The organism is Nocardia sp. 852002-51101_SCH5132738 (genome assembly GCF_001665695.1).
GTDB lineage: Bacteria > Actinomycetota > Actinomycetes > Mycobacteriales > Mycobacteriaceae > Nocardia > Nocardia nova.
In genome coordinates, this window is record NZ_LZML01000105.1 from 1 (window position 1) to 19721 (window position 19721).

Genomic DNA, 19721 nt, shown 5'->3' on the forward strand with positions numbered 1-19721 from the left:
CCCCGACCTCGGCCGCCCCGTCCTTGCCACCGACGAATCCTACAATTACACAACGGATTTCAGGCGCAGAACACTAGCTGGGCTGCGGAACCGGTTCCTCGTCGGCCGCGTCGGGAACCTCGGTGCCGGCCAGCGAGACGCCCGCGGTCTCGCGCAGGAAGAACCAGGCCACCAGGCCGACCAGGCACGCGCCCACCATGTAGTAGGCGGGGAACAGATGCCAGCCGGTGGCGTCGATGACCGACTCGTTGATCAGCGGTGCGGTACCGCCGAACGCGGCGGTGGAGATGTTGTAGCCCAACGCGAATCCCGCGTACCGCACCTGCGTCGGGAAGATCGCCGGGAAGGTCGCCGAGATCGTGGACAGCTGGGGAACGTAGAGCAGGCCCAGCACGACGAAGCCGACGATCGCCCACACCGCGCCCTGAGCCATCAGCCAGTACATGGGGATGGCCAGGATCGCCAGCCCCACCAGCGACACCAGCCACATCGGCCGCCGACCCACCCGGTCGGAGACCGCACCCGACACCGGCAGCACCAGCGCCATCACGATCTGGCCGACCAGCACCATCGCCGTGGTCTCGGAATCGCCCATGCCCAGTGTGTTGTGCAGATAGGTCGGCTGATACGCCAGCAGCGTGTAGTTGACGACGTTGAGTGCGACCACCAGTCCGGCGATGGTCAGCAGTTCGCGGCGGTAGTCGCGCAGCAGCACCCGCAGCCCGCCCTGGGCCTTCTGATGCTCGGCGACCTCGGTGAACACCGGCGATTCGTCGAGCTTGCTACGCAGATACCAGCCGATCAGGCCCAGCGGCACCGCCAGCAGGAACGGAATGCGCCAGCCCCACGATTGCATCGCGTCGTCGGAGAGCAGAACCTGCAGGATCAGTACCACCGTGGAGCCACCGACGAATCCGGACAGGGTGCCGAATTCGAGGAAGCTGCCGAGGAATCCGCGGCGGCGCTCATCGGTCGATTCCGCGATGTAGGTGGCCGCGCCACCGTATTCACCGCCGGTCGAGAATCCCTGCACGACGCGCAGCAGGATCAGCAGGATCGGCGCGGCGATACCCACCGCCGAATGGGTGGGCAGGATGCCGATGCAGCCCGTGGCCGCGGCCATCAGCAGGATCGTGGTGGCCAGCACCAGTTTGCGGCCGACTCGGTCGCCGAGCGGGCCCCACACCATGCCGCCGATCGGGCGCAGCACGAAGGAGATGGCGAAACCGAGCAGCGTGCCCAGCGTGCCCAGCGAGCCGGGGAAGAACGCGTCGGTCAGATAGGAGGCGGTGGCCGCGTAGACGCCGTAGTCGTACCACTCGGTGGCGTTGCCCATGGCCGCGGCGGCCACCGAACGTCGTTGCTGGGCGTGCGGCAGGCTGGTGCTCACGCGCGCTCCTCCTCACCTGTTTTCGGTTGCTGCGCGCCCGGCCGCGATGCCGCGACGTGGGACACGAAACACTCGGGTACCCGGTGGGTGGTCCGGCAAACCGGACGCGGGCAGCGCGGCCGGCTCGGTCGGTGGGATCCACCTGCGATGATATCGGGGTGGGTGACTCCCCTCACAGCGCGACGCGGCCGGTGAACGGGAGTCATCGGCCGGTCCTGCGCCGGATTTGCCGGATTGCGTGTCTGATTTGCCGTTTTGTGCTGTCGTGCACGACATCCGGTCTGCGTGGCTGCGGTGGCGGCCCACGTACATTGACGCGGATATCGCTGGACTCCGGGATGCCCGGACAGATGCTCCCGAGGGGGATCACGTGACCGCCACCGCCACCGGACGACCGCGTTCGGCTTTGACGGACTGGTTGCTGCAGGGCGCCGACGAGGACCGCTACTCCCGCCATCCCGGCCCGATGGTGAAGCAGGCCGAAGAGCAGCATCAACGGTCGTGGTGGCAGGTGATGTGCCTGACCGGGGTCGACTACTTCTCCACCCTCGGCTATCAGCCCGGCATCGCCGCGCTGGCCGCCGGCGTGCTGTCCCCGCTGGCGACGCTGGTGCTGGTCGCGCTGACGTTGCTGGGCGCGCTGCCGGTGTATCGGCGAGTGGCCCGCGAATCTCCACACGGCGGCGGATCGCTGGCCATGTTCGCCGATATCCTTCCCCGCTGGACCGGCAAACTGTTCATCCTGGTCCTGCTCGGATTCGCCGCCACCGACTTCGTGATCACCATGACGCTGTCGGCGGCCGACGGCGCCGCCCACATCGTCGAGAATCCGTTCGTGCCGCAGGCGCTGCACGGGCACGGGCTCGCGATCACCCTCACCCTGCTGGCACTGCTGGCCGCGATCTTTCTCAAAGGATTCGCCGAGGCGATCCGAATCGCGATCGGGCTGGTCGGGGTCTACCTGGCGCTGAACCTGGTGGTCGCTGTCGTCGGGGTGTGGAAGGTCGCCACCGCCTCGCACCTGGTCGTCGACTGGGGCCACGCCATGACCGCCCAGCACGGCAGCGTCTTCGCGATGGTGGGCATCTCGCTGCTCGTCTTCCCCAAACTCGCGCTCGGACTCTCGGGTTTCGAAACGGGTGTGGCGGTGATGCCGCAGATCAAAGGCGGCCCCGGCGACACCGAGGAGCATCCGGAGCGGCGGATCGTCGGCGCGCGCAAACTGCTGACCACGGCCGCGCTGATCATGAGCGCATTCCTCATCGTCACCAGCTTCATCACCGTGGTGCTGATCCCGGAACGCGAATTCGAATCCGGCGGATCCGCCAACGGCCGCGCGCTGGCCTATCTCGCCCACGAGTATCTGGGCAACGGATTCGGCACCGTCTACGACATCTCCACCATCGCCATCCTGTGGTTCGCCGGCGCCTCGGCCATGGCCGGACTGCTCAACCTGGTGCCGCGGTACCTGCCCCGCTACGGCATGGCGCCGGAATGGGCGCGCGCCACCCGTCCGCTGGTGCTGGTGTTCGCGGTGATCGCTTTCGGCATCACCTGGTACTTCGACGCCGACGTCGACGCCCAGGGCGGCGCCTACGCCACCGGTGTGCTCGTGCTGATCACCTCCGCCGCCGTCGCCGTCACCCTGTCCGCGGCACGAAAACGCCAGCGCGGCAAGGTTTTCGGATTCGGTGCCGTGGCGGCCGTATTCGTCTACACCACCATCGCCAATATCGTGGAACGCCCCGAGGGCGTGCAGCTGGCCTCGCTGTTCATCATCGCCATCATCGTGGTGTCGTTCGTGTCGCGGGCGCGGCGCGCGTTCGAGCTGCGGGCCATCGAGGTCGACTTCGACGACAAGGCGGCCTGGCTCATCGACAAGATCGCCGCCTCGGGCACCATCCGCATCGTCACCCACGACCTCGACGACGTCGACGCCCGCCGGCCCGACGACTACCGGCAGAAGGAAGCCGAACAGCGGATCGAAAGCCACATCCCCGCCAAGGAGCCGATCCTGTTCCTCGAGGTGATCGTCAAGGACGCCTCGGAATTCTCCACCGACCTCAACGTCGGCGCGGTCGAGATCGACTGCTACAAAATCCTCTCCGTCGAAGCCGCCGCGGTGCCCAACTCGATCGCCGCGATCCTGCTCGCGATACGCGATCGCACCGGCATGAATCCGCACGTGTATTTCGAATGGACCGAGGGCAATCCGCTGCTCAACCTGCTGAAATTCCTGTTCGTCGGTGAGGGCGAGGTCGCGCCGGTGACCCGGGAGATTCTGCGGCGCGCTGTCACCGATCCGAATCAGCGCCCGCACGTACACGTCGACAGCTGACCGGGCGCTCGCAGGAGGCAGTGCGTGGTCGGCGAGACCTCGGCATATCGCGGGCGAACGCGCCCGTCGCCCCCGCGAGAGCCCACGTGCGGTTGTGTTGGGACAATAGGGCGGGCCGACGGTGCGATCGTCGGGGGCTGTGGCGGCCCGGACGCGCGTGAACCGGACAGCTGGTGTTTGCGCAACGGTAACCCCAATGTGAGAGAACCGGACGTCCGATAGCCGGGAACGGGAGAGGTAGGCAGCAACGTGATCGTCGGTTCGCAGTCGGGCGCGGGCGCTACCGACGCGCCACTCACCGCGCCCTCGGGCAGCGACACGAATGGTGAGCCCCCTGAACCCACAGCCTCTGCGGACTCCCCGGTCTCGACGGACTCCCAGACCGCGACGGACCCCGAAGCTCCGATGAGCTCCGAGACCGCTACGGATTCCCGAACCCGCGCAGATGCCGGCCCCTCCGGCTCGGCGGTGACCGAAACCGACGGGACCGAGGTCGCCGACCCGGACTCCGGCCGGCGTACCGCGCAGGCTCCCGCCTCGCCGCTGCTGCGCGGCGCCGCCGCGGCGCAGCCTCGCACACTGGTCGACATCCTCGCCGAAACAGCACACGCGCACCCCGACGCCGATGCCGTCGACGACGGCACGGAGGTACTGACCTATCGGGAGTTGCTCGCGGCGATCGACGCGACGGTAACCGAGTTGCGGGCGGCGGGCATCCGGCGCGGCGACCGGGTCGGAGTGCGGATTCCCTCGGGAACCGCACGGCTGTATGTGACCATCCTCGCCGTCCTGCGCGCCGGGGCCGCCTACGTCCCCGTCGACGCCGACGACCCGGAGGAACGCGCCGAACTGGTCTTCGGCGAGGCCGCGGTCGCCGCCGTCGTCACTGCCGACGGCATCACCGCCATGCGCCGAGACGACACCGCCGTGCGCCGAGACGACACCGCCATGCGCGCGGACGACACCGCCGTGGGCCGAGACGGCACCGACCCGCGTGGAGACGGCAACCGCGCGCCGGCCGATCCCGACGCGCCCGGCCCCACGATCGACGACGACGCGTGGATCATCTTCACCTCCGGGTCCACGGGAACCCCCAAGGGGGTGGCGGTCACCCACCGCAACGCCGCCGCATTCGTCGACGCCGAAGCGCGAATGTTTTTGCGGCAGGACCCGATCGGGCCCGGCGACCGGGTGCTGGCCGGACTGTCGGTGGCCTTCGACGCGTCCTGCGAGGAGATGTGGCTGGCGTGGCGGCACGGCGCGTGCCTGGTGCCGGCGCCGCGTGCGCTGGTACGTAGCGGGATGGATCTGGGGCCGTGGCTGGTGCGCCGCGAGATCAGCATCGTGTCCACGGTGCCCACCCTGGCCGCCATGTGGCCGCCGGAAGCGCTCGACGCGGTGCGGCTGCTGATCTTCGGCGGCGAGGCGGTGCCCCCGGAACTGGCCGAGCGGCTCGCCGGCAGCGACGACCGCGAGGTGTGGAACACCTACGGCCCCACCGAGGCCACCGTGGTGGCGTGCGCGGCACAGCTCACCGGCGCGCCGCCGGTGCGCATCGGATTACCGCTGGACGGCTGGGATCTGGCCGTCGTCGACGCCGAGGGCACACCGGTCGCCGAAGGGGAAGCCGGTGAACTGGTGATCGGCGGCGTCGGGCTGGCCCGCTACCTCGACCCGGCCAAGGACGCCGAGAAGTACGCGCCGATGCCGACCCTCGGATGGCAGCGCGCCTACCGCTCCGGCGATATGGTGCGCAACGACCCCGCGGGGCTGATCTTCCTCGGCCGCGCCGACGACCAGGTCAAAGTCGGGGGACGGCGGATCGAACTCGGCGAACTCGACGCCGCGCTGCAACATCTGCCCGGCGTCACCGCCGCCGCGGCCGCCGTGCGCACCACCGCCACCGGCACCCCGATCCTCGTGGGCTACCTGTCCACCGGCGACGACGGCATCGACCTGTCGCACGCGCGGGAACTGCTCGCCGAACGACTGCCCGCGGCCCTCGTGCCCCGGCTGGCCGTGCTGGACGAATTACCCACGCGCACATCGGGAAAGGTCGACCGTGACGCGCTGCCGTGGCCGCTGCCCGGCGCCGACGGCGAACCCGGCGCGGGTTTGGACGGCACCGCGTATTGGCTTGCGGGACTGTGGCATTCGGTGCTCGGCGCCGATGTCGACGACTTGGACTCGGACTTCTTCGACCTCGGCGGCAGTTCGCTGTCGGCGGCGCAGCTGGTCACCGCGCTGCGCGAACGGCTGCCGCAGATCACCGTCGCCGACCTCTACGATCATCCGCGCCTCGGCGCGCTGGCCGAATTCATCGACGCCGCCGCCCCCACCGAACAGGCACCCACCCGCCACGTCACCCCGACACCGCGGCGCGCGCAATGGTTCCAGGTGCTGGCCTCGGTGCCGCTGACCACCCTCACCGGCCTGCAATGGCTCACCTGGCTCGGCGTGGTCACCAACATCGCCTCCCGCTTCGGTGCGCTGCCGTGGATGCCGGGACTGTCGTGGTGGTGGGCGCTGGCCGGATTCGTGCTGTTCATCTCACCGCCCGGCCGGATGGCGATCTGCGTGGCCGGCGCCCGCATCCTGCTGCGCGGCGTGCGCGCCGGCGGCTACCCACGCGGCGGCTCGGTCCATCTGCGCCTGTGGACGGCGGTGCGGATGGCCGAGGCCGCGGGCGCGGAAAACCTCTCCGGCGCACCGTGGATGGTGCCGTTCGCCCGCGCGCTCGGGGCACGCATCGGGCGCGGCGTCGACCTGCACACGCTGCCGCCGGTCACCGGGATGCTCGAACTCGGCGACGGCTGCAGCGTCGAACCCGAAGTGGACCTGGCCGGATACTGGATCGACGGCGACCTCGTGCACATCGGGGAAATCCGCATCGGGCCCGGCGCGGTGGTCGGTTCCCGCTCCACGGTGATGCCCGGCGCGGTGATCGGCAAGAACGCCGTCGTGGAACCGGGCTCGGCGGTATTCGGGAAGGTGAAAGCGGGCCAGAGCTGGGCCGGATCGCCCGCGGTGAAAGTCGGTCCCGCCGAACATCGCTGGCCCGCCGGCACACCGCCGCGCGCACTGCACTGGGTGCTCGTCTTCGGCGTCACCTCGATGCTGCTGTCGGCGCTGCCGGTGTTCGCCCTGGCCGCGGGCGGACTGCTGCTGGCCTGGTGGATCCGCGACGAAACAACGCTGACCGGGGCGCTGGCACACGCGATGCTGGTGCTGCCGGTGGCCGCGCTGATCGTGCTCGCGGTCTTCGCTGTGGTGACCGTCGTCGCGATCCGCGTGCTCGCGATCGGATTGACCGAGGGCTACCACCCCGTGCGTAGTCGTGTCGGCTGGCAGGCCTGGGCCACCGAACGGCTCACCGACTCCGCGCGGACCTTCCTGTTCCCGCTGTATGCCAGCCTGCTCACTCCGCTGTGGCTGCGACTGCTCGGCGCCGACGTGGGCAAGGGCGTCGAGGCGTCGACGGTGCTGCTGCTGCCGAAATTCACCAAGGTCGCCGACGGGGCCTTCCTCGCCGACGACACCATGATCGCCGGCTACGAACTCGGCGGCGGCTGGATGCACATCGGCGGCGCCAAGGTGGGAAAGCGGGCCTTTCTGGGTAACTCCGGTATGACCGCGCCCGGACGGCGGGTGCCCAAGAACGGTTTGGTGGCGGTGTTGTCGGCGGCTCCGGAGAAGGCGAAGGCGGGTTCGTCGTGGCTGGGCAGCCCGCCGGTGCGGTTGCGCCGCACCGCCGGCGATTCCGACACCGCGCGCACCTTCGATCCGCCGCTGCGGTTGAAACTGGCGCGCGCGCTGGTGGAGACCTGCCGGCTGATCCCGGTGATCCTCAGCTTCGGCATCGGGCTCGGTGTGTTGTTCGCCTTGGCCTGGCTGGCCTCCGGGCCCGGATACTGGCTGGCCGCACTCTGTTCCGGTGTGGTGCTGCTGATCGCCGGCGCCGCGGCCGGTGCGTGCGCGGTGGCGGCGAAATGGTTGATCGTCGGACGTATCCGGAAGGTGGAACATCCGCTCTGGAGTTCGTTCGTGTGGCGCAACGAGGTGTGCGACGCGTTCGTGGAAACCGTTGCCGCGCCGTGGTTCGCGCGCGCGGCCACCGGCACCGCGGTGATGAACATCTGGCTGCGCGGGCTCGGCGCGCGCATCGGGCGCGGAGTGTGGTGCGAATCGTACTGGCTGCCCGAGGCCGATCTGGTGAGCCTCGGCGACGGAGCGACGGTGGAACGCGGCTGTGTCGTGCAAACACATCTGTTCCATGATCGGATCATGTCCATGGACAGCGTGACCCTCGAGGCCGGAGCCACCCTCGGCCCGCACTGCGTGGCACTGCCCGCGGCCCGCATCGGCGCCGGTGCGACCGTGGGCCCGGCGTCGCTGGTGATGCGCGGGGACACCGTCCCCGCGTCGACCCGGTGGCAGGGCAATCCGATTGCGCCGTGGCCGGATACCCGGCGCGGTAAGTGAAGGCAGGTCGTCGGTGAAGCTGGGCAAAGGTGGCGCCGAGGCGCCGATCGACGACTATCTGCCGCAGAACGGCAACCGCGGCTATCGGGTCTCGCGTTACGAACTGGACCTGATGTACAAGGTCGCCGCCAACCGGCTGACCGGGCGGGCCACCATCACGGCGGTGACCACCGCGGTGCAGCCGCGGTTCGCGCTGGATCTGTCGCAAACACTGAGTGTGGCAAAGGTTTTCGTCAACGGCGCCAAACCCGCCAAATACACCCACACCCGTGGGAAGCTGACGATCACACCCGCGCGCCAGGTCCCGCCGGGCGCGGCCTTGTCGATCGTCGTGCACTACGGCGGCACCCCGAAACCCGTGCGCGGGCCGTGGGGTGAGGTCGGCTGGGAGGAACTCACCGACGGTGTGCTCGTGGCGAGCCAGCCCAACGGCGCGGCGTCCTGGTTCCCGTGCGACGACCACCCCAGCTCCAAGGCGAGCTACCGGATATCGATCACCACCGACTCCCCGTATCACGCGCTCGCCAACGGCGTGCTGACCGCTCGCACCACCAAATCCAGCCAGACCACCTGGGTGTACGAGCAGTCCGAGCCGATGGCCTCCTATCTGGCCACCATCCAGATCGGTCCCTATCGCGCCCACCGCATCGACGCCGGACGCCTCACGAAGGTGCCGATGACCGCGGTGCTACCGCCGCGGCTGCGCATCGCCTTCGACCACGACTTCGCTCGGCAACCACAGATGATGGCCGAATTCGAGCGCCGGTTCGGGCCCTATCCGTTTCCCGGCTACACCGTCGTCGTCACCGACGACGAGCTCGAAATCCCCATCGAGGCACAGGGATTGTCGATCTTCGGCGCCAACCACTGCGACGGGCAGCGCGGCGCGGAACGGCTCATCGCGCACGAACTGGCCCACCAGTGGTTCGGCAACAGCCTCACCGTGCGGCAGTGGCGCGACATCTGGCTGCACGAGGGCTTCGCCTGCTACGCCGAATGGATCTGGTCCCAGGCCGGCGGCGGACCCAGCGCCGACCAGCTGGCCCGCGCCGCCCGCCAGAACCTCGCCCGGTCCGCGCAGGATCTCGTGATCGGCGATCCCGGGCCGGCGTCGATGTTCGACGACCGGGTGTACAAACGCGGCGCCCTCACCCTGCATGCGCTGCGCCTGCGCCTCGGCGACGACGCCTTCTTCTCCCTGCTGCGCGACTGGACCGCCCGGCACCGCTACGGCACCGTCGCCGCCGAGGACTTCACCGACCTCGCCGGCCACTACAGCCCCGCCCCGCTGCGCGAGTTGTGGGACAGCTGGCTCTACCGCGCGGCGTTGCCCGAGTTGCCGCAGCACGGGCTGGGCGCGGTCGGCAGCTGACTCAGGCGTCGAATCCGACGTCGGCCAATTGCCGTGCCGCATCGGCGGATTGGCGCAACCCGGCTTCGTAGGCAGGGGTCAGCGCGGCCGGGTTGAACACGTCGATGCCGAAGACGGCCACCGCCTCGGCATCGGGGGCGATGGAGATCTCGGTCTCCGCGCCGTGCGCGCGATCGGTGCGGGTGCGGGGGAACATGTGCGCCAGCGGTTCCATGATCACCACGATCTGCGCGCCGGCGGCCAGGTCGGCATTGAGGGCCGAGCGCACACCGCCGTCGAAATAGCGGGATTCACCGATCGGGATCGGCGGGAAGACGCCCGGGACCGAGGTACTCGCGGCCAGTGCCTGCGGCAACGTCGCCGCGGTGTCGCGGGTCCACACCTGCAGTTCGCCGGTGCCGATATCGACCGTGGTGACGCGCAGGTCGGCCTCCGGCCATTCGGTGACACCGGCCAGCCGGGCGATCCGTTCGACGTGGGCGTCGGGATCTCCGGCCTCGGTGGCCAGCGCCAATTCGCCCATGCGGCGGCGGATTTCGCGCGCGTCGCCGGGGGTGGTTCGCAATGAGAAGATCTCGGCGAGTCGGCGCGGATCCGGTGCGAACGATTCGCCGCCCGGCGACCGGGTGGCCCCCAGGTGTTCCAGATCCCCGCCCGCCGCGAGCACCGCACCGACCACCGACCCTGCCGACGTGCCCACGATCCGGTCCGCGCGCGCGGGATCGATCCCGGCGGCACGCAATCCGACCATCACCCCCGCCATCCACGCGATCCCGACGGGACCGCCGCCGCCCAGTACCAATGCGGTGCGGAATCGGTCGGGCGAGAGTGCGGCACACATGAGCGCGACACTACCGGCGCGCTCTCCGCCGCCGCGCAGCGCCTCGGACCTCACGGAGCGCCTCGATCGCGCGCTGTCGGTGTGCTGTGCCGGTCGCGAGCGTGTGGCGCACACCACCGAGTAATAGAGCAATTGCTCTGTTATGGTGAGGTCGTGCCCCGCCCCCGCATCCACGACCTCGATGTCGTTCTCGACCATGCCGAAGCGCTCGCCGTGGCCGCGGGTGTGCCCGCCGTGACGATTCGCGCGGTCGCGGCTGCCAGCGGCATGTCGAACGGGGCGATCTACCACAGTTTCGGCTCGCGCGCGCAACTGGTGGCGCGCATGTGGATTCGCGCCGCGCACCGGTTCCTGGACGTGCAGAACGAACTCGTCGACGAGGCGCTGGCGGACGGATCCGGCAGCGAGGCCGCCGTGCAGGCGGTCGTGCGCGCGGCCGAGGCGCCCGCGGAGTTCGCCGCACGGTATCCGGCCTCGTCCCGCCTGGTGACGATGCTGCGGCACGACGAGGTGCTCGCCGCGGAGCTGCCCGAGAGTGTGGCCGCCGAGGTGCGCGCCCAGCACCGCGGGCTCGTCGCGGTGATGCGCCGGTTGTCGGCGCACCTGTGGCAGCGCGAGGACCGGCGCGCGGTCGAGGTGATCACCGTCTGCATCGTCGATCTGCCCACCGCGCTGCTGCTGTCGCGTGACCGCCTCGCCGACCCCGACACCCGGATGCGGTTGCGGGCCGCCGTCCGTGCCGCCGTCAGCGCCGGACCACCACCGAAACACTGACCCCCACACCACAAACCGGCTACCAACGAAGCACCGAAGGAGATCCGATGTCCCCCGCTCTCACCTACCGTGACACCGTCGCCGTCCTCGACCTCGGCGCCGGCGAGAACCGCTTCTCACCCGAGTTCCTCGCCGCCGTGAACGCTCACCTCGACACCGTGCTCGCCGATGGCGCCACCGGATTGATCACCACCGCGAGCGGCAAGTTCTACTCCAACGGACTCGACCTGGAGTGGCTGGGCGCCCACGGCGAGCGCGCCCCGTGGTACGTCGAACAGGTGCAGGGGCTGCTGGCGCGGGTGCTCACGCTGCCGGTGCCGAGTGTGGCGGCCCTGCCCGGTCATGCCTTCGGCGCCGGCGCGATGCTCGCCCTCGCGCACGACCAGCGCGTCATGCGCGCCGATCGTGGCTACTTCTGCTTCCCCGAGGTCGGCATCCGCGTGCCGTTCACCCCGGCGCTGGCCGCGCTCGTGCAGGCCAAGCTGTCGGCCGAAGCCATCACCGCCGCGGTGCTCACCGGACGACGGTTCGGCGGGGCCGAAGCCCACGAATACGGCCTGGTCGACGCCACCGCCGCCGCGGGCACGGAGGTCGAGATCGCCACCGCGCTGCTGGCCCCGCTCGGCGCCAAGGACCAAGGCACATTGGGATCGATCAAATCGGTGTTCTACGCCGGCGCCTACACCGCGTTGACCGCCTGATCGCGCTGCTCAGCGGCCCTTCCACTCGGGTGTGCGCTTCTGCGCGAACGCCAGCACACCCTCGGCCGCATCCTCCGACGACAGCGCACTGCCCGACACCTCGAGCTGGCGCGTGAACGCGATATCGGTGGACCAGTCCGGTGATTCGTCGATGATGCGTTTACTCGCCGCCAGACTCAGCGGCGCGTTCACCGCGATCCGCTGCGCCAGCTCCAGTGCGGCGTCGAGGGCCTTCCCGGATTCGGTGACCTGATTGACCAGTCCCAGTGCCGCCGCGCGTTCGGCGGAGATGGGATCACCGGTCAGCGCCAGCTCCATCGCCACCGCCCGCGGTAACCGCTGCGCCAGCCGCAAGACGCCACCGCCGACGGCCACCAGTCCGCGTTTGACCTCGGGGATCCCGAACGTCGAATCCTGTGCTGCCACCACGAGATCGGCGGCCAGCGCCAGTTCGCAGCCACCGGCCAGGGCCGGTCCCTCGACCGCCGCGATCAACGGCTTCACCGGTGGTTTCGCGGTGATACCGAGCGGGCCGCGCTTCTCGGTCATCGGCGTCTCGCCGCGCGAGGCGGCCTTGAGATCCATTCCGGCGCAAAAGTATCCACCCGCGCCGGTGATGATCGCGACCTGCGCCGACGGATCGGCCTCGTAGGCGTCCAGGGCCCGTTCCAGCCCGAGGGCGGTGGCCAGATTGACGGCATTGCGCACCTGCGGGCGGTTCAAGGTGATGATCGTGACCGGGCCGCGGCGCTCCACCAGCACCGGCGGGGCGGGCGGGGCCGGCAATTCCACCCGCTCGCGACCCTCGACGCTGATATCGTGCCCGGACACCGTCACCGGCAAACCCAGCAGATCGCCGTCGACCAATTGCGCGATCAGCTCGGAATCGGTGTTGCGCAGCAGAATCCGGCCGCCCGCGGGTTCGATCAGGCTCACAATCGCCGCTTCCGGCTGCCCGTCGCGCGCGTAGGCGACGGTGTAGGCCTCCACCACCGCGGGACCGTCGTGGGTGCTGCGGGCCGGGCGCGCCGGCGGATTCTCGATGATCGGGCGCAGATGCCGGTACGGCCGGGCGGGCGGCAGCGACGAGTACACGCCCAGAGCGTGTTTGGTGACGTACCAGCCCAGCGAACTCGCCAGGCCGAAGGTGCCCGGTTCCGCGCGCAACCGCGCCACCATCGTCGCCACCGCGTGGCCGCCGTAGTTGTTACCCGGACCGCCGCCGAAGGTCAGCCCGCCGGTCACCGACAGCGGACGGGCCGGATCGTCGATCGCCAGCCCCAATTCGCGCGCGGCGATCTGCACCGCCACCGGGAAGCAGGCGTAGAGATCCACGTGGGTCAGCGCCTCGACGCCGATGCCGCTGTGCTCGAGCACCGCCCGGCCCAGCGTCGCGATCGCCGGTGAGGCCGCCAGTTCGGCGCGTTCACTGGTGAACCACTCGTCGTGCCCGGACGCGCCGGCGTGGATGAAGATCCACTTGTCCTGCGCGATTCCGGCCTCCTGCGCGGCCGCGGCACTGCACACCACGATGCCGCTGGCCATATCGACGGTCAGATTCGCGCATTCCAGTTTGGTGTAGGGCGTGGACACCATGCGATTGTCCGGACCGGGGGTGGCGATCCGGTCGGCGTCGAATTCCTCGGGCTGCCAGGCGTATTCGTTGCGCGCCGCCACCGCCGACAGCCGCGACCAGAGTTCGGCCACGGCCTCGGCGTGATCGCCGGGGCTGCGGCCCAGCCGATGCCGGTTCGCCGACTCCAGCAGGGCGTACATGTTGATCGGCGCGATCAGGCCCGCCGCGGTCTCGGCCGGATTGTTGGCCGGTTTGTCGATGCCGATCGAGCGGGTCGGCGCGCCCTCGGAACCCTGCTGCGGCCACGACAGCTCGACACCGGCGCGCTGCGCGGCGGCCTGCGTGGCTCCGGCCTCCGCGCCGGTGACCAGCACCATGTCGTACTCACCGGCCGCGATCGCCGCCGCGGCCTCGTTGATCACCAGCTGACCGCCGTCGCCGCCGAAGGGACTCGACTGCGCGGTGTCGACATCGCCCACACCCAGGCGCTGCGCGATCACCGCCCCCATATCCCGGTACTGCCACGACGTGCACGCCACCGCGAACACCGCGTCCGCGCGGTGCAGCAGGTCCTCTCCGGCGCCGGTATCGGCCGCGGCGCGCCGCAACGCGGTCACCGCGAGCGCGGCCGGATCGCCGTAACCGGAATCCGGTGTGCGCTGGGTGATCTGCCCGACGCCCACCAGCACGGGGGTCCGGGGATCGATCTCGGTGCCCGAGGCGCGATGTCGAATGGGCTGTGCCGCACGCTTTTTCACCGGTCCGGCCGCGGCGATCGCGTCGGGTAGCCGGGCCAGGGACTGCTCCATCGCCTCACCGAGGCTGCGGGCCACCGACGCGCCCAGCGGGCCCTCGACGGGCGGGCCGCCGAGCCCGGCATCGAAGTACACCGTCGCCTCGTCGCCGGCACCGGCGACGGTCAGCCAATACCCCAGCCGCACTCCCTGCGGACCCTCGCCGCGCAGCGCGAAACCGCGCTCGCCGGCCTCGACGACCGTCCAGCGCAACTCGGCGGGGATGCCCATCACCAGCGCCTGCTGCGTGAACGTCAGGCCCTCGCGCACAGCGCCGGGTGCCTCGCCCCGCCAGCCGGCGTGCAGGGTGAACCAGTCGGCCAGCCGGTTCAGATCCGAGAGATAGGCTGCCACGGCATCGGGTGCCACCCGAATGCCGCGGCGGGCATGTGCGGACCGGGCGTAGTCGCTCACACCGGCGGGCGTGAGATAACCGTCTGCCTCTTCGGCCGGTGTGGCCGCCGGGGCGGAGTGCGATCGAGCGGCGCCGATCAGGCCGGTGATCAGGTCACGCGCGATGCGCGGATCCTTGCGCACCGCCGCGAACAGGGCATTTCCCGCCTCGAGCTTGGTGCGTGCGGCGCGGATTCGATCCGATCCCGGCAATGGCGACACCGACAACCTCCTTGTTGCGTCCCGAGACAATTAATCACCCGCTCTTTCGGGGCGTCAAAGACTTGTGACCTGCGTTACGTAAGTATAGACTTACGGTTCGTGGGGACTTACCAAGATGGTGCGCTCGACGCTCTCGGGGATCCGACCCGGCGAGCGATCTTCGAACGACTCGGGCGCGGACCCTGCGCCGTCGGTGAGCTGGCTGCCGAACTCCCGGTCAGCCGTCCGGCGGTCTCCCAACACCTGAAGGTGCTCAAACAGGCGGGGCTGGTGGTCGACGAGGCGATCGGCACCCGCCGGATCTACCGGCTCGATCCGAACGGCATCGACGCCCTGCGCGGCTACTTCACCCGGTTCTGGACGACGGCGATGTCGTCGTTTCGCGACCGGGCCGAGGCCGCCGCACGCGCTCAATCGATCGAAACAAGTAGCGGGACAACCATATTCGAGGAGCAGTCATGACACAGCAAACCAGCGAGACCCAGGTGCGCGTCGAACTCACCGTCGAGGCGCCCATCGACACCGCCTTCGACGTCTTCACCACCGGCATGGACAGCTGGTGGCCCCGCGAACACCACATCGGCGCGGGGCCGCTGGCCGAAGTGGTGATCGAACCCCGCGTCGGCGGACGGTTGTTCGGCCGCGAGGCCGACGGCACCGAATGCCCGTGGGGTCGCGTCCTCGTGTGGGACCGTCCCGGCCACTTCGCGTTCTCCTGGGACATCTCCCTGGACTGGAAATACCAGCCCGACCCGGCCCTGACCAGCCGCGTCGACGTCACCTTCACCCCTGTCGATTCCACCCACACCGCCGTCACTCTCGTGCACGGTGACTTCGCCAACCACGGCGAGGGGTGGGAATCCATGCGCGACGCGGTCGGTTCGCCGGGCGGCTGGCCCGGACTGGCGGACACCTACGCACGCGCCGCCGCGGCCGCTGCCTGAACTGCTGCGCGCCCCCATCGCGAGGCGGCGGCAGTGGTGAATCGGTTCAGCGCTGAGGTAAACGATCACAGCTGATCCGCGGGTGCGACACCTGCGGATCAGCTGTCCGGCCTCGAGCCGCGGCGGCCTACTGCCTGCAGTCGTTGCGCATGTGCAGCCAGTGCACCGCGCACCCTCTGTTCAGAGAGTGACGCCCAGCAGGGCATCGACGGCCGTGCGAACCAGGCCCGGCGCCGCGGTGTCCGGCCCGCCGTATGTCAGGGCCTGCTGCACCCAGCTGTCCACGGCGGCAAGGGCTTTCGGGGTGTCCAGATCATCGGCCAGATGCTGACGCAACCGCGCGACCGTCTCCTCGGCCCCCGGACCCGACTCCAGCGCCGCCGCCTGCCGCCAGCGCGCGAGCCGCTGCTGCGCCTGCTCGAGCACCGCATCCGACCACTGCCGATCGGTGCGGTAGTGGTCGGCGAACAGGCCCAGCCGGATCGCCGACGGATCCACGCCCGCGCGCCGCAACTTCGACACGAACACCAGATTGCCCCTCGACTTGGACATCTTCTCGCCGTCCAAGCCGATCAACCCGGCATGCACGTAGTGCCGGGCGAAGCGCCGATGCGACACCAGCGCCTCGGCGTGCGCGGCCGAATACTCGTGATGCGGATAGATCAGATCGCTGCCGCCACCCTGAATGTCGAATTCGGGGCCGAGCCGGTTCAACGCGATCGCCGCACACTCGATATGCCAGCCCGGGCGGCCCTCGCCGAACGGCGCCGGCCACGACGGCTCACCCGGCCGCGCCGCCCGCCACAGCAGCGCGTCGATCGGGTCGCGCTTACCCGGGCGCTCCGGATCGCCACCGCGCTCGGCGAACAGCCGATCCATCGTGGCCCGGTCGTAGCCGGATTCGTAGCCGAACTGCTCGGTGGCGTCGTGGCGGAAGTAGATGTCGCGGTATTCGGCGTCGTCGACCACATACGCCGCCCCGGCGGCCAGCAGTTTGTCCACCAGTTCGACGACCTCGCCGACCGATTCGATCGCGCCGATGTAGTCGCGCGGCGGCAGCACCCGCAGCTGCGCCATATCCTCGCGGAACAACTCGATCTCGCCGGTGCCGAGTTCGCGCCAGTCCACCCCGTCGCGCTCGGCCCGCTCGAACAGCGGATCGTCGACGTCGGTGATGTTCTGTACGTAGTGCACCTCGTGGCCGCCGTCGCGCAGGATCCGGTTGACCAGATCGAAGGCCAGATAGGTCGCCGCGTGCCCCAGATGCGTGGCGTCGTAGGGTGTGATGCCGCAGACATACATGGTGGCGGTCGCGCCGGGCGACACCGGGCGCACCTGCCGGTCGGCGGTATCGAACAACCGCAACGGCGGTCCGGATCCGGGGACGGCGGGAACGGAGATTTCGGACCAGGACTGCATGATTCGAGGGTAAGGGTCCGGGCGGGCACCTCGCCCGCCGCCCCCGGCTACCGGGCCCGTCGCGGGGTGTTCGCCACCACATCCGACCTCGGCCGGGGTCAGCGGTGTGGCGAAGTCAACCGTTGTACGCCGCGCGCACCGAATGCGGCACGCACGTCGGCGGATCGGCGCGACCGGATTCGCACCGGCTCAGAACGCGGGCCAGGGAATGGGGCGAGAGCTGATCGGTTGCGGCAGCACCGGATCGTTCAGCAGCTCGCGGGCCCGCGCCTCCAGGGCCTCGATCTCGTCGTCGGTGATGTGCTCGGCCAGCGCCGAACCGATCGGACCCGAAATCCGGTCGGCGAACACGGCGATGTCACCGAGCAGTTCCTCCCCCACCGGCTCACCCGCCCAGCCCCACAGCACCGTGCGCAATTTCGGTTCGCTGTGCAGGCAGATCCCGTGGTCGACCCCGTAGACACCGCCGTCGACGCCTTCGAGGGCGTGCCCGCCCTTGCGGTCGGCGTTGTTGAGCAATACGTCCAGCACCGCCATCCGGCGCAGTCGCGGATCGTCGGCATGGACGAGTGACACGCGCGCACCCGTGCCGTCCACCGCCCGCAGCACTTCCCGGAACCCGGCGGGCACCGCACCGGCGGGCACCAGATCCACCAGATCCAGGCGCTCCGGCGCCGCCTCACCCGGGTCGACGGTCTCGATCCAGCGCTGCACCATGCCGGGCCCCAGCGGACCCTCCCGCAGAATCGTCTCCGGAATCACCGACCACCCCAGCGCCGCCGACACCAGATACGAGGCCACCTCGCGCCCGGCCAGCGTGCCGTCGGGGAAATCCCACAGCGGACGCTCCCCGCGCACCGGCTTGTACACCACTCGCAGCGGCTCCGCGCCACCGCCGACCGGCGGGTCGATCTCACAGACCAGGGTCAGGTTGCTGGCGGTGGTCACCCGCCCGATGATCGACAACTCACCGCTGTAGAGGCCGTCGCGGGCCGCGCCCTCGTCTGCGGTCGCCGCGCGCGTGGTCACCGGTCCTCAGTCCTCCAGATCGGTCGCGCCGAAGATGTCGCCGCGCTTGTAACCATTGGTGCGCACACACATGTGCCCCTTGGGCGAGAGCGGTTCCCCGCACAGCGGGCACGGCGGCCGTCCGGCCGCGATCACCTTCGCCGACCGCAACGCGAATTCGCGGGCCTGCTCCGGGGTCAAGAACACCCGCACCGCGTCGGGGCCCTCCTCGGTGTCGTCGAGGACCACCGATTCGTCGACCTCGGTCTCGGTGATGGCCAGCAGTTCCACCACCACCGCGCCGGCATCGGCGTCCCAGCCCAAACCCATTGTCCCGACCCGGAATTCGGTGTCGATCGGCATCTGGAGCGGAGCCGTGTCGGAGACGTCCTCGGCCTGCGGCGGCACCGTGGCGCCGAACCGCCGCGCCACCTCGTCCAGCAGCAGACCCATCCGGTCGGCGAGCACCTTCACCTGCTGCTTCTCCAGCAGCACGCTCACCACGCGAGGTTCCTGCACGGCCTGTAGATAGAAGGCGCGATCCCCTGGTTCACCGACGGTTCCGGCGACGAAACGGTCGGGGGTGCGAAACACATGGATTGCTCGGGCCATCTGCACCTCCTGAAACCGACTGCATCACTGATTACGCTCGTTCCCCGAATCGGGGGGATCCGCAATATTCCCATTATCCGCCCGCGGCGCGGCGCCCACCTCACCGCCGGGGACGGGCCCGGCCCGCTGCTCGGACGGTTGTGCGACCGCGGCCAGCGCCGACAGGTCGGAGCCGGTGTCGTTGACCCGCCACACGTAGGGGGCGGCCGGGGTGTAGCGGACGACGCTGATGGAGGCCGGTTCCACCACGATGCGCTGGAACCCGTCGAGATGGATGCCGAACGCGTCGGCCAGCAGCGACTTGATCACGTCACCGTGTGTGCAGGCCACCCACAGCACATCGCGGCCGTGGCGTTCGGCGAGTTCGGTGTCGATCGCGCGCACCGCGGCCACCGCCCGGTACTGCACCTGGGCCAGGCCCTCACCACCGGGGAACACCGCCCCCGAGGCGTGCTGCTGCACGACCTTCCACAGCGGTTCCTTCACCAGCTCCGAGAGCAGCCGGCCGGTCCATTCGCCGTAATCCACCTCGAGCAGGCGCTCGTCGGGTTCGGGTTCGAGGCCGAGTTTGTCGGCCAGTGGCGAAACCGTGCGCGTGCAGCGCAGCAGCGGGGAATGTGCGATGTGCTCGATCGGTAACGGTGCCAAACGTTCTGCCACCGCCAGTGCCTGCTCGGTGCCGCGCTCGGTGAGCTCGACCCCGGGACTGCGGCCGGCCAGCGTGCGCGCGGTGTTGGAGGTCGACACCCCGTGCCGCAGCAGGATCACCGTCATGGGACCAGACTAGGCGATCACCACCGGCGGGCTCGCGCCGTCACCGGCCCGCGACCTCGGCCGCCCGCCCCGGCGATGCGG

14 protein-coding genes are annotated in these 19721 nt (G+C 69.9%); 7 read left to right on the forward strand and 7 right to left on the reverse strand.

The window, feature by feature from the left end; all coding sequences use genetic code 11:
- Nucleotides 1–73 precede the first annotated feature (73 nt).
- Nucleotides 74–1336, reverse strand: a complete 1263-nt coding sequence (locus A5789_RS14895; protein WP_063016801.1) for an MFS transporter — start codon at nucleotides 1334–1336, stop codon at nucleotides 74–76.
- A 520-nt stretch (nucleotides 1337–1856) separates the two neighbouring features.
- Between A5789_RS14895 and A5789_RS14900 the strand changes: the two genes are divergently transcribed.
- The 3 genes from A5789_RS14900 to A5789_RS14910 all read left to right on the forward strand — a co-directional run bounded on the left by A5789_RS14900 (nucleotide 1857) and on the right by A5789_RS14910 (nucleotide 9582).
- The gene (locus tag A5789_RS14900; RefSeq protein WP_227463157.1) at nucleotides 1857–3728 is read left to right on the forward strand and encodes an amino acid transporter; all 1872 of its coding nucleotides are present in this window, start codon (nucleotides 1857–1859) and stop codon (nucleotides 3726–3728) included.
- A 405-nt stretch (nucleotides 3729–4133) separates the two neighbouring features.
- A complete protein-coding gene (locus tag A5789_RS14905) occupies nucleotides 4134–8210 on the forward strand; it encodes a Pls/PosA family non-ribosomal peptide synthetase (protein ID WP_082940731.1) in 4077 nt (1358 codons plus the stop codon).
- A gap of 13 nt (nucleotides 8211–8223) precedes the next feature.
- Nucleotides 8224–9582, forward strand: coding sequence for a M1 family metallopeptidase (locus A5789_RS14910; RefSeq protein WP_064903571.1), 1359 nt, complete (start codon nucleotides 8224–8226; stop codon nucleotides 9580–9582).
- Between the two features lies 1 nt (nucleotide 9583).
- On the opposite strand, the gene A5789_RS14915 is transcribed toward A5789_RS14910, so the two are convergent.
- Entirely contained in the window at nucleotides 9584–10423 is an 840-nt protein-coding gene (locus A5789_RS14915; RefSeq protein ID WP_063016765.1) for a patatin-like phospholipase family protein, read from the reverse strand.
- A 153-nt stretch (nucleotides 10424–10576) separates the two neighbouring features.
- On the opposite strand from A5789_RS14915, the gene A5789_RS14920 reads away from it, so the two are divergent.
- Together A5789_RS14920 and A5789_RS14925 are read left to right on the forward strand one after the other, a co-directional pair.
- Complete coding sequence (locus A5789_RS14920; protein WP_064903569.1) at nucleotides 10577–11197, forward strand: helix-turn-helix domain-containing protein; 621 nt, start codon at nucleotides 10577–10579, stop codon at nucleotides 11195–11197.
- Nucleotides 11198–11244: 47 nt separating this feature from the next.
- Nucleotides 11245–11898 (forward strand): enoyl-CoA hydratase-related protein, encoded by a 654-nt coding sequence (locus A5789_RS14925; RefSeq protein WP_064903568.1) that lies wholly within the window; start codon nucleotides 11245–11247, stop codon nucleotides 11896–11898.
- Nucleotides 11899–11907: 9 nt separating this feature from the next.
- Here the strand turns inward: A5789_RS14925 and A5789_RS14930 are convergent, their stop codons facing one another.
- A complete protein-coding gene (locus A5789_RS14930) occupies nucleotides 11908–14883 on the reverse strand; it encodes a crotonase/enoyl-CoA hydratase family protein (protein ID WP_064903566.1) in 2976 nt (991 codons plus the stop codon).
- 99 nt (nucleotides 14884–14982) lie between these two features.
- Here A5789_RS14930 and A5789_RS14935 point away from each other — a divergent pair, with 99 nt between their 5' ends.
- Both A5789_RS14935 and A5789_RS14940 read left to right on the forward strand, forming a co-directional pair.
- Nucleotides 14983–15345, forward strand: coding sequence for a helix-turn-helix transcriptional regulator (locus A5789_RS14935; protein WP_051756663.1), 363 nt, complete (start codon nucleotides 14983–14985; stop codon nucleotides 15343–15345).
- Nucleotides 15342–15827 (forward strand): SRPBCC family protein, encoded by a 486-nt coding sequence (locus tag A5789_RS14940; protein WP_064903565.1) that lies wholly within the window; start codon nucleotides 15342–15344, stop codon nucleotides 15825–15827. The genes A5789_RS14935 and A5789_RS14940 overlap by 4 nt, the downstream gene beginning before the upstream one ends.
- Nucleotides 15828–16007: 180 nt before the next feature.
- Here the strand turns inward: A5789_RS14940 and mshC are convergent, their stop codons facing one another.
- The 4 genes from mshC to A5789_RS14960 form a co-directional block, all read right to left on the reverse strand.
- Complete coding sequence (mshC, locus tag A5789_RS14945) at nucleotides 16008–17246, reverse strand: cysteine--1-D-myo-inosityl 2-amino-2-deoxy-alpha-D-glucopyranoside ligase (protein WP_063016775.1); 1239 nt, start codon at nucleotides 17244–17246, stop codon at nucleotides 16008–16010.
- Between the two features lie 189 nt (nucleotides 17247–17435).
- Entirely contained in the window at nucleotides 17436–18275 is an 840-nt protein-coding gene (locus A5789_RS14950; RefSeq protein ID WP_063016777.1) for an SCO1664 family protein, read from the reverse strand.
- Between the two features lie 6 nt (nucleotides 18276–18281).
- Nucleotides 18282–18866 (reverse strand): DUF3090 domain-containing protein, encoded by a 585-nt coding sequence (locus tag A5789_RS14955; RefSeq protein ID WP_062964358.1) that lies wholly within the window; start codon nucleotides 18864–18866, stop codon nucleotides 18282–18284.
- A gap of 24 nt (nucleotides 18867–18890) precedes the next feature.
- Nucleotides 18891–19640: a histidine phosphatase family protein gene (locus A5789_RS14960; RefSeq protein WP_063016787.1), complete on the reverse strand. Its 750-nt coding sequence runs from the start codon at nucleotides 19638–19640 to the stop codon at nucleotides 18891–18893.
- Nucleotides 19641–19721 lie beyond the last annotated feature (81 nt).

Excerpts from the sequence above, each read along its gene's own strand:
- A5789_RS14905 (WP_082940731.1), top strand. The coding sequence starts at position 4,134 with ATGAGCTCCGAGACCGCTACGGATTCCCGAACCCGCGCAGATGCCGGC.
- A5789_RS14895 (WP_063016801.1), bottom strand. The coding sequence starts at position 1,336 with ATGGGCAACGCCACCGAGTGGTACGACTACGGCGTCTACGCGGCCACC.
- A5789_RS14960 (WP_063016787.1), bottom strand. The coding sequence starts at position 19,640 with ATGACGGTGATCCTGCTGCGGCACGGGGTGTCGACCTCCAACACCGCG.
- A5789_RS14955 (WP_062964358.1), bottom strand. The coding sequence starts at position 18,866 with ATGGCCCGAGCAATCCATGTGTTTCGCACCCCCGACCGTTTCGTCGCC.
- A5789_RS14900 (WP_227463157.1), top strand. The coding sequence starts at position 1,857 with ATGGTGAAGCAGGCCGAAGAGCAGCATCAACGGTCGTGGTGGCAGGTG.
- A5789_RS14940 (WP_064903565.1), top strand. The coding sequence starts at position 15,342 with ATGACACAGCAAACCAGCGAGACCCAGGTGCGCGTCGAACTCACCGTC.
- mshC (WP_063016775.1), bottom strand. The coding sequence starts at position 17,246 with ATGCAGTCCTGGTCCGAAATCTCCGTTCCCGCCGTCCCCGGATCCGGA.
- A5789_RS14925 (WP_064903568.1), top strand. The coding sequence starts at position 11,245 with ATGTCCCCCGCTCTCACCTACCGTGACACCGTCGCCGTCCTCGACCTC.
- A5789_RS14915 (WP_063016765.1), bottom strand. The coding sequence starts at position 10,423 with ATGTGTGCCGCACTCTCGCCCGACCGATTCCGCACCGCATTGGTACTG.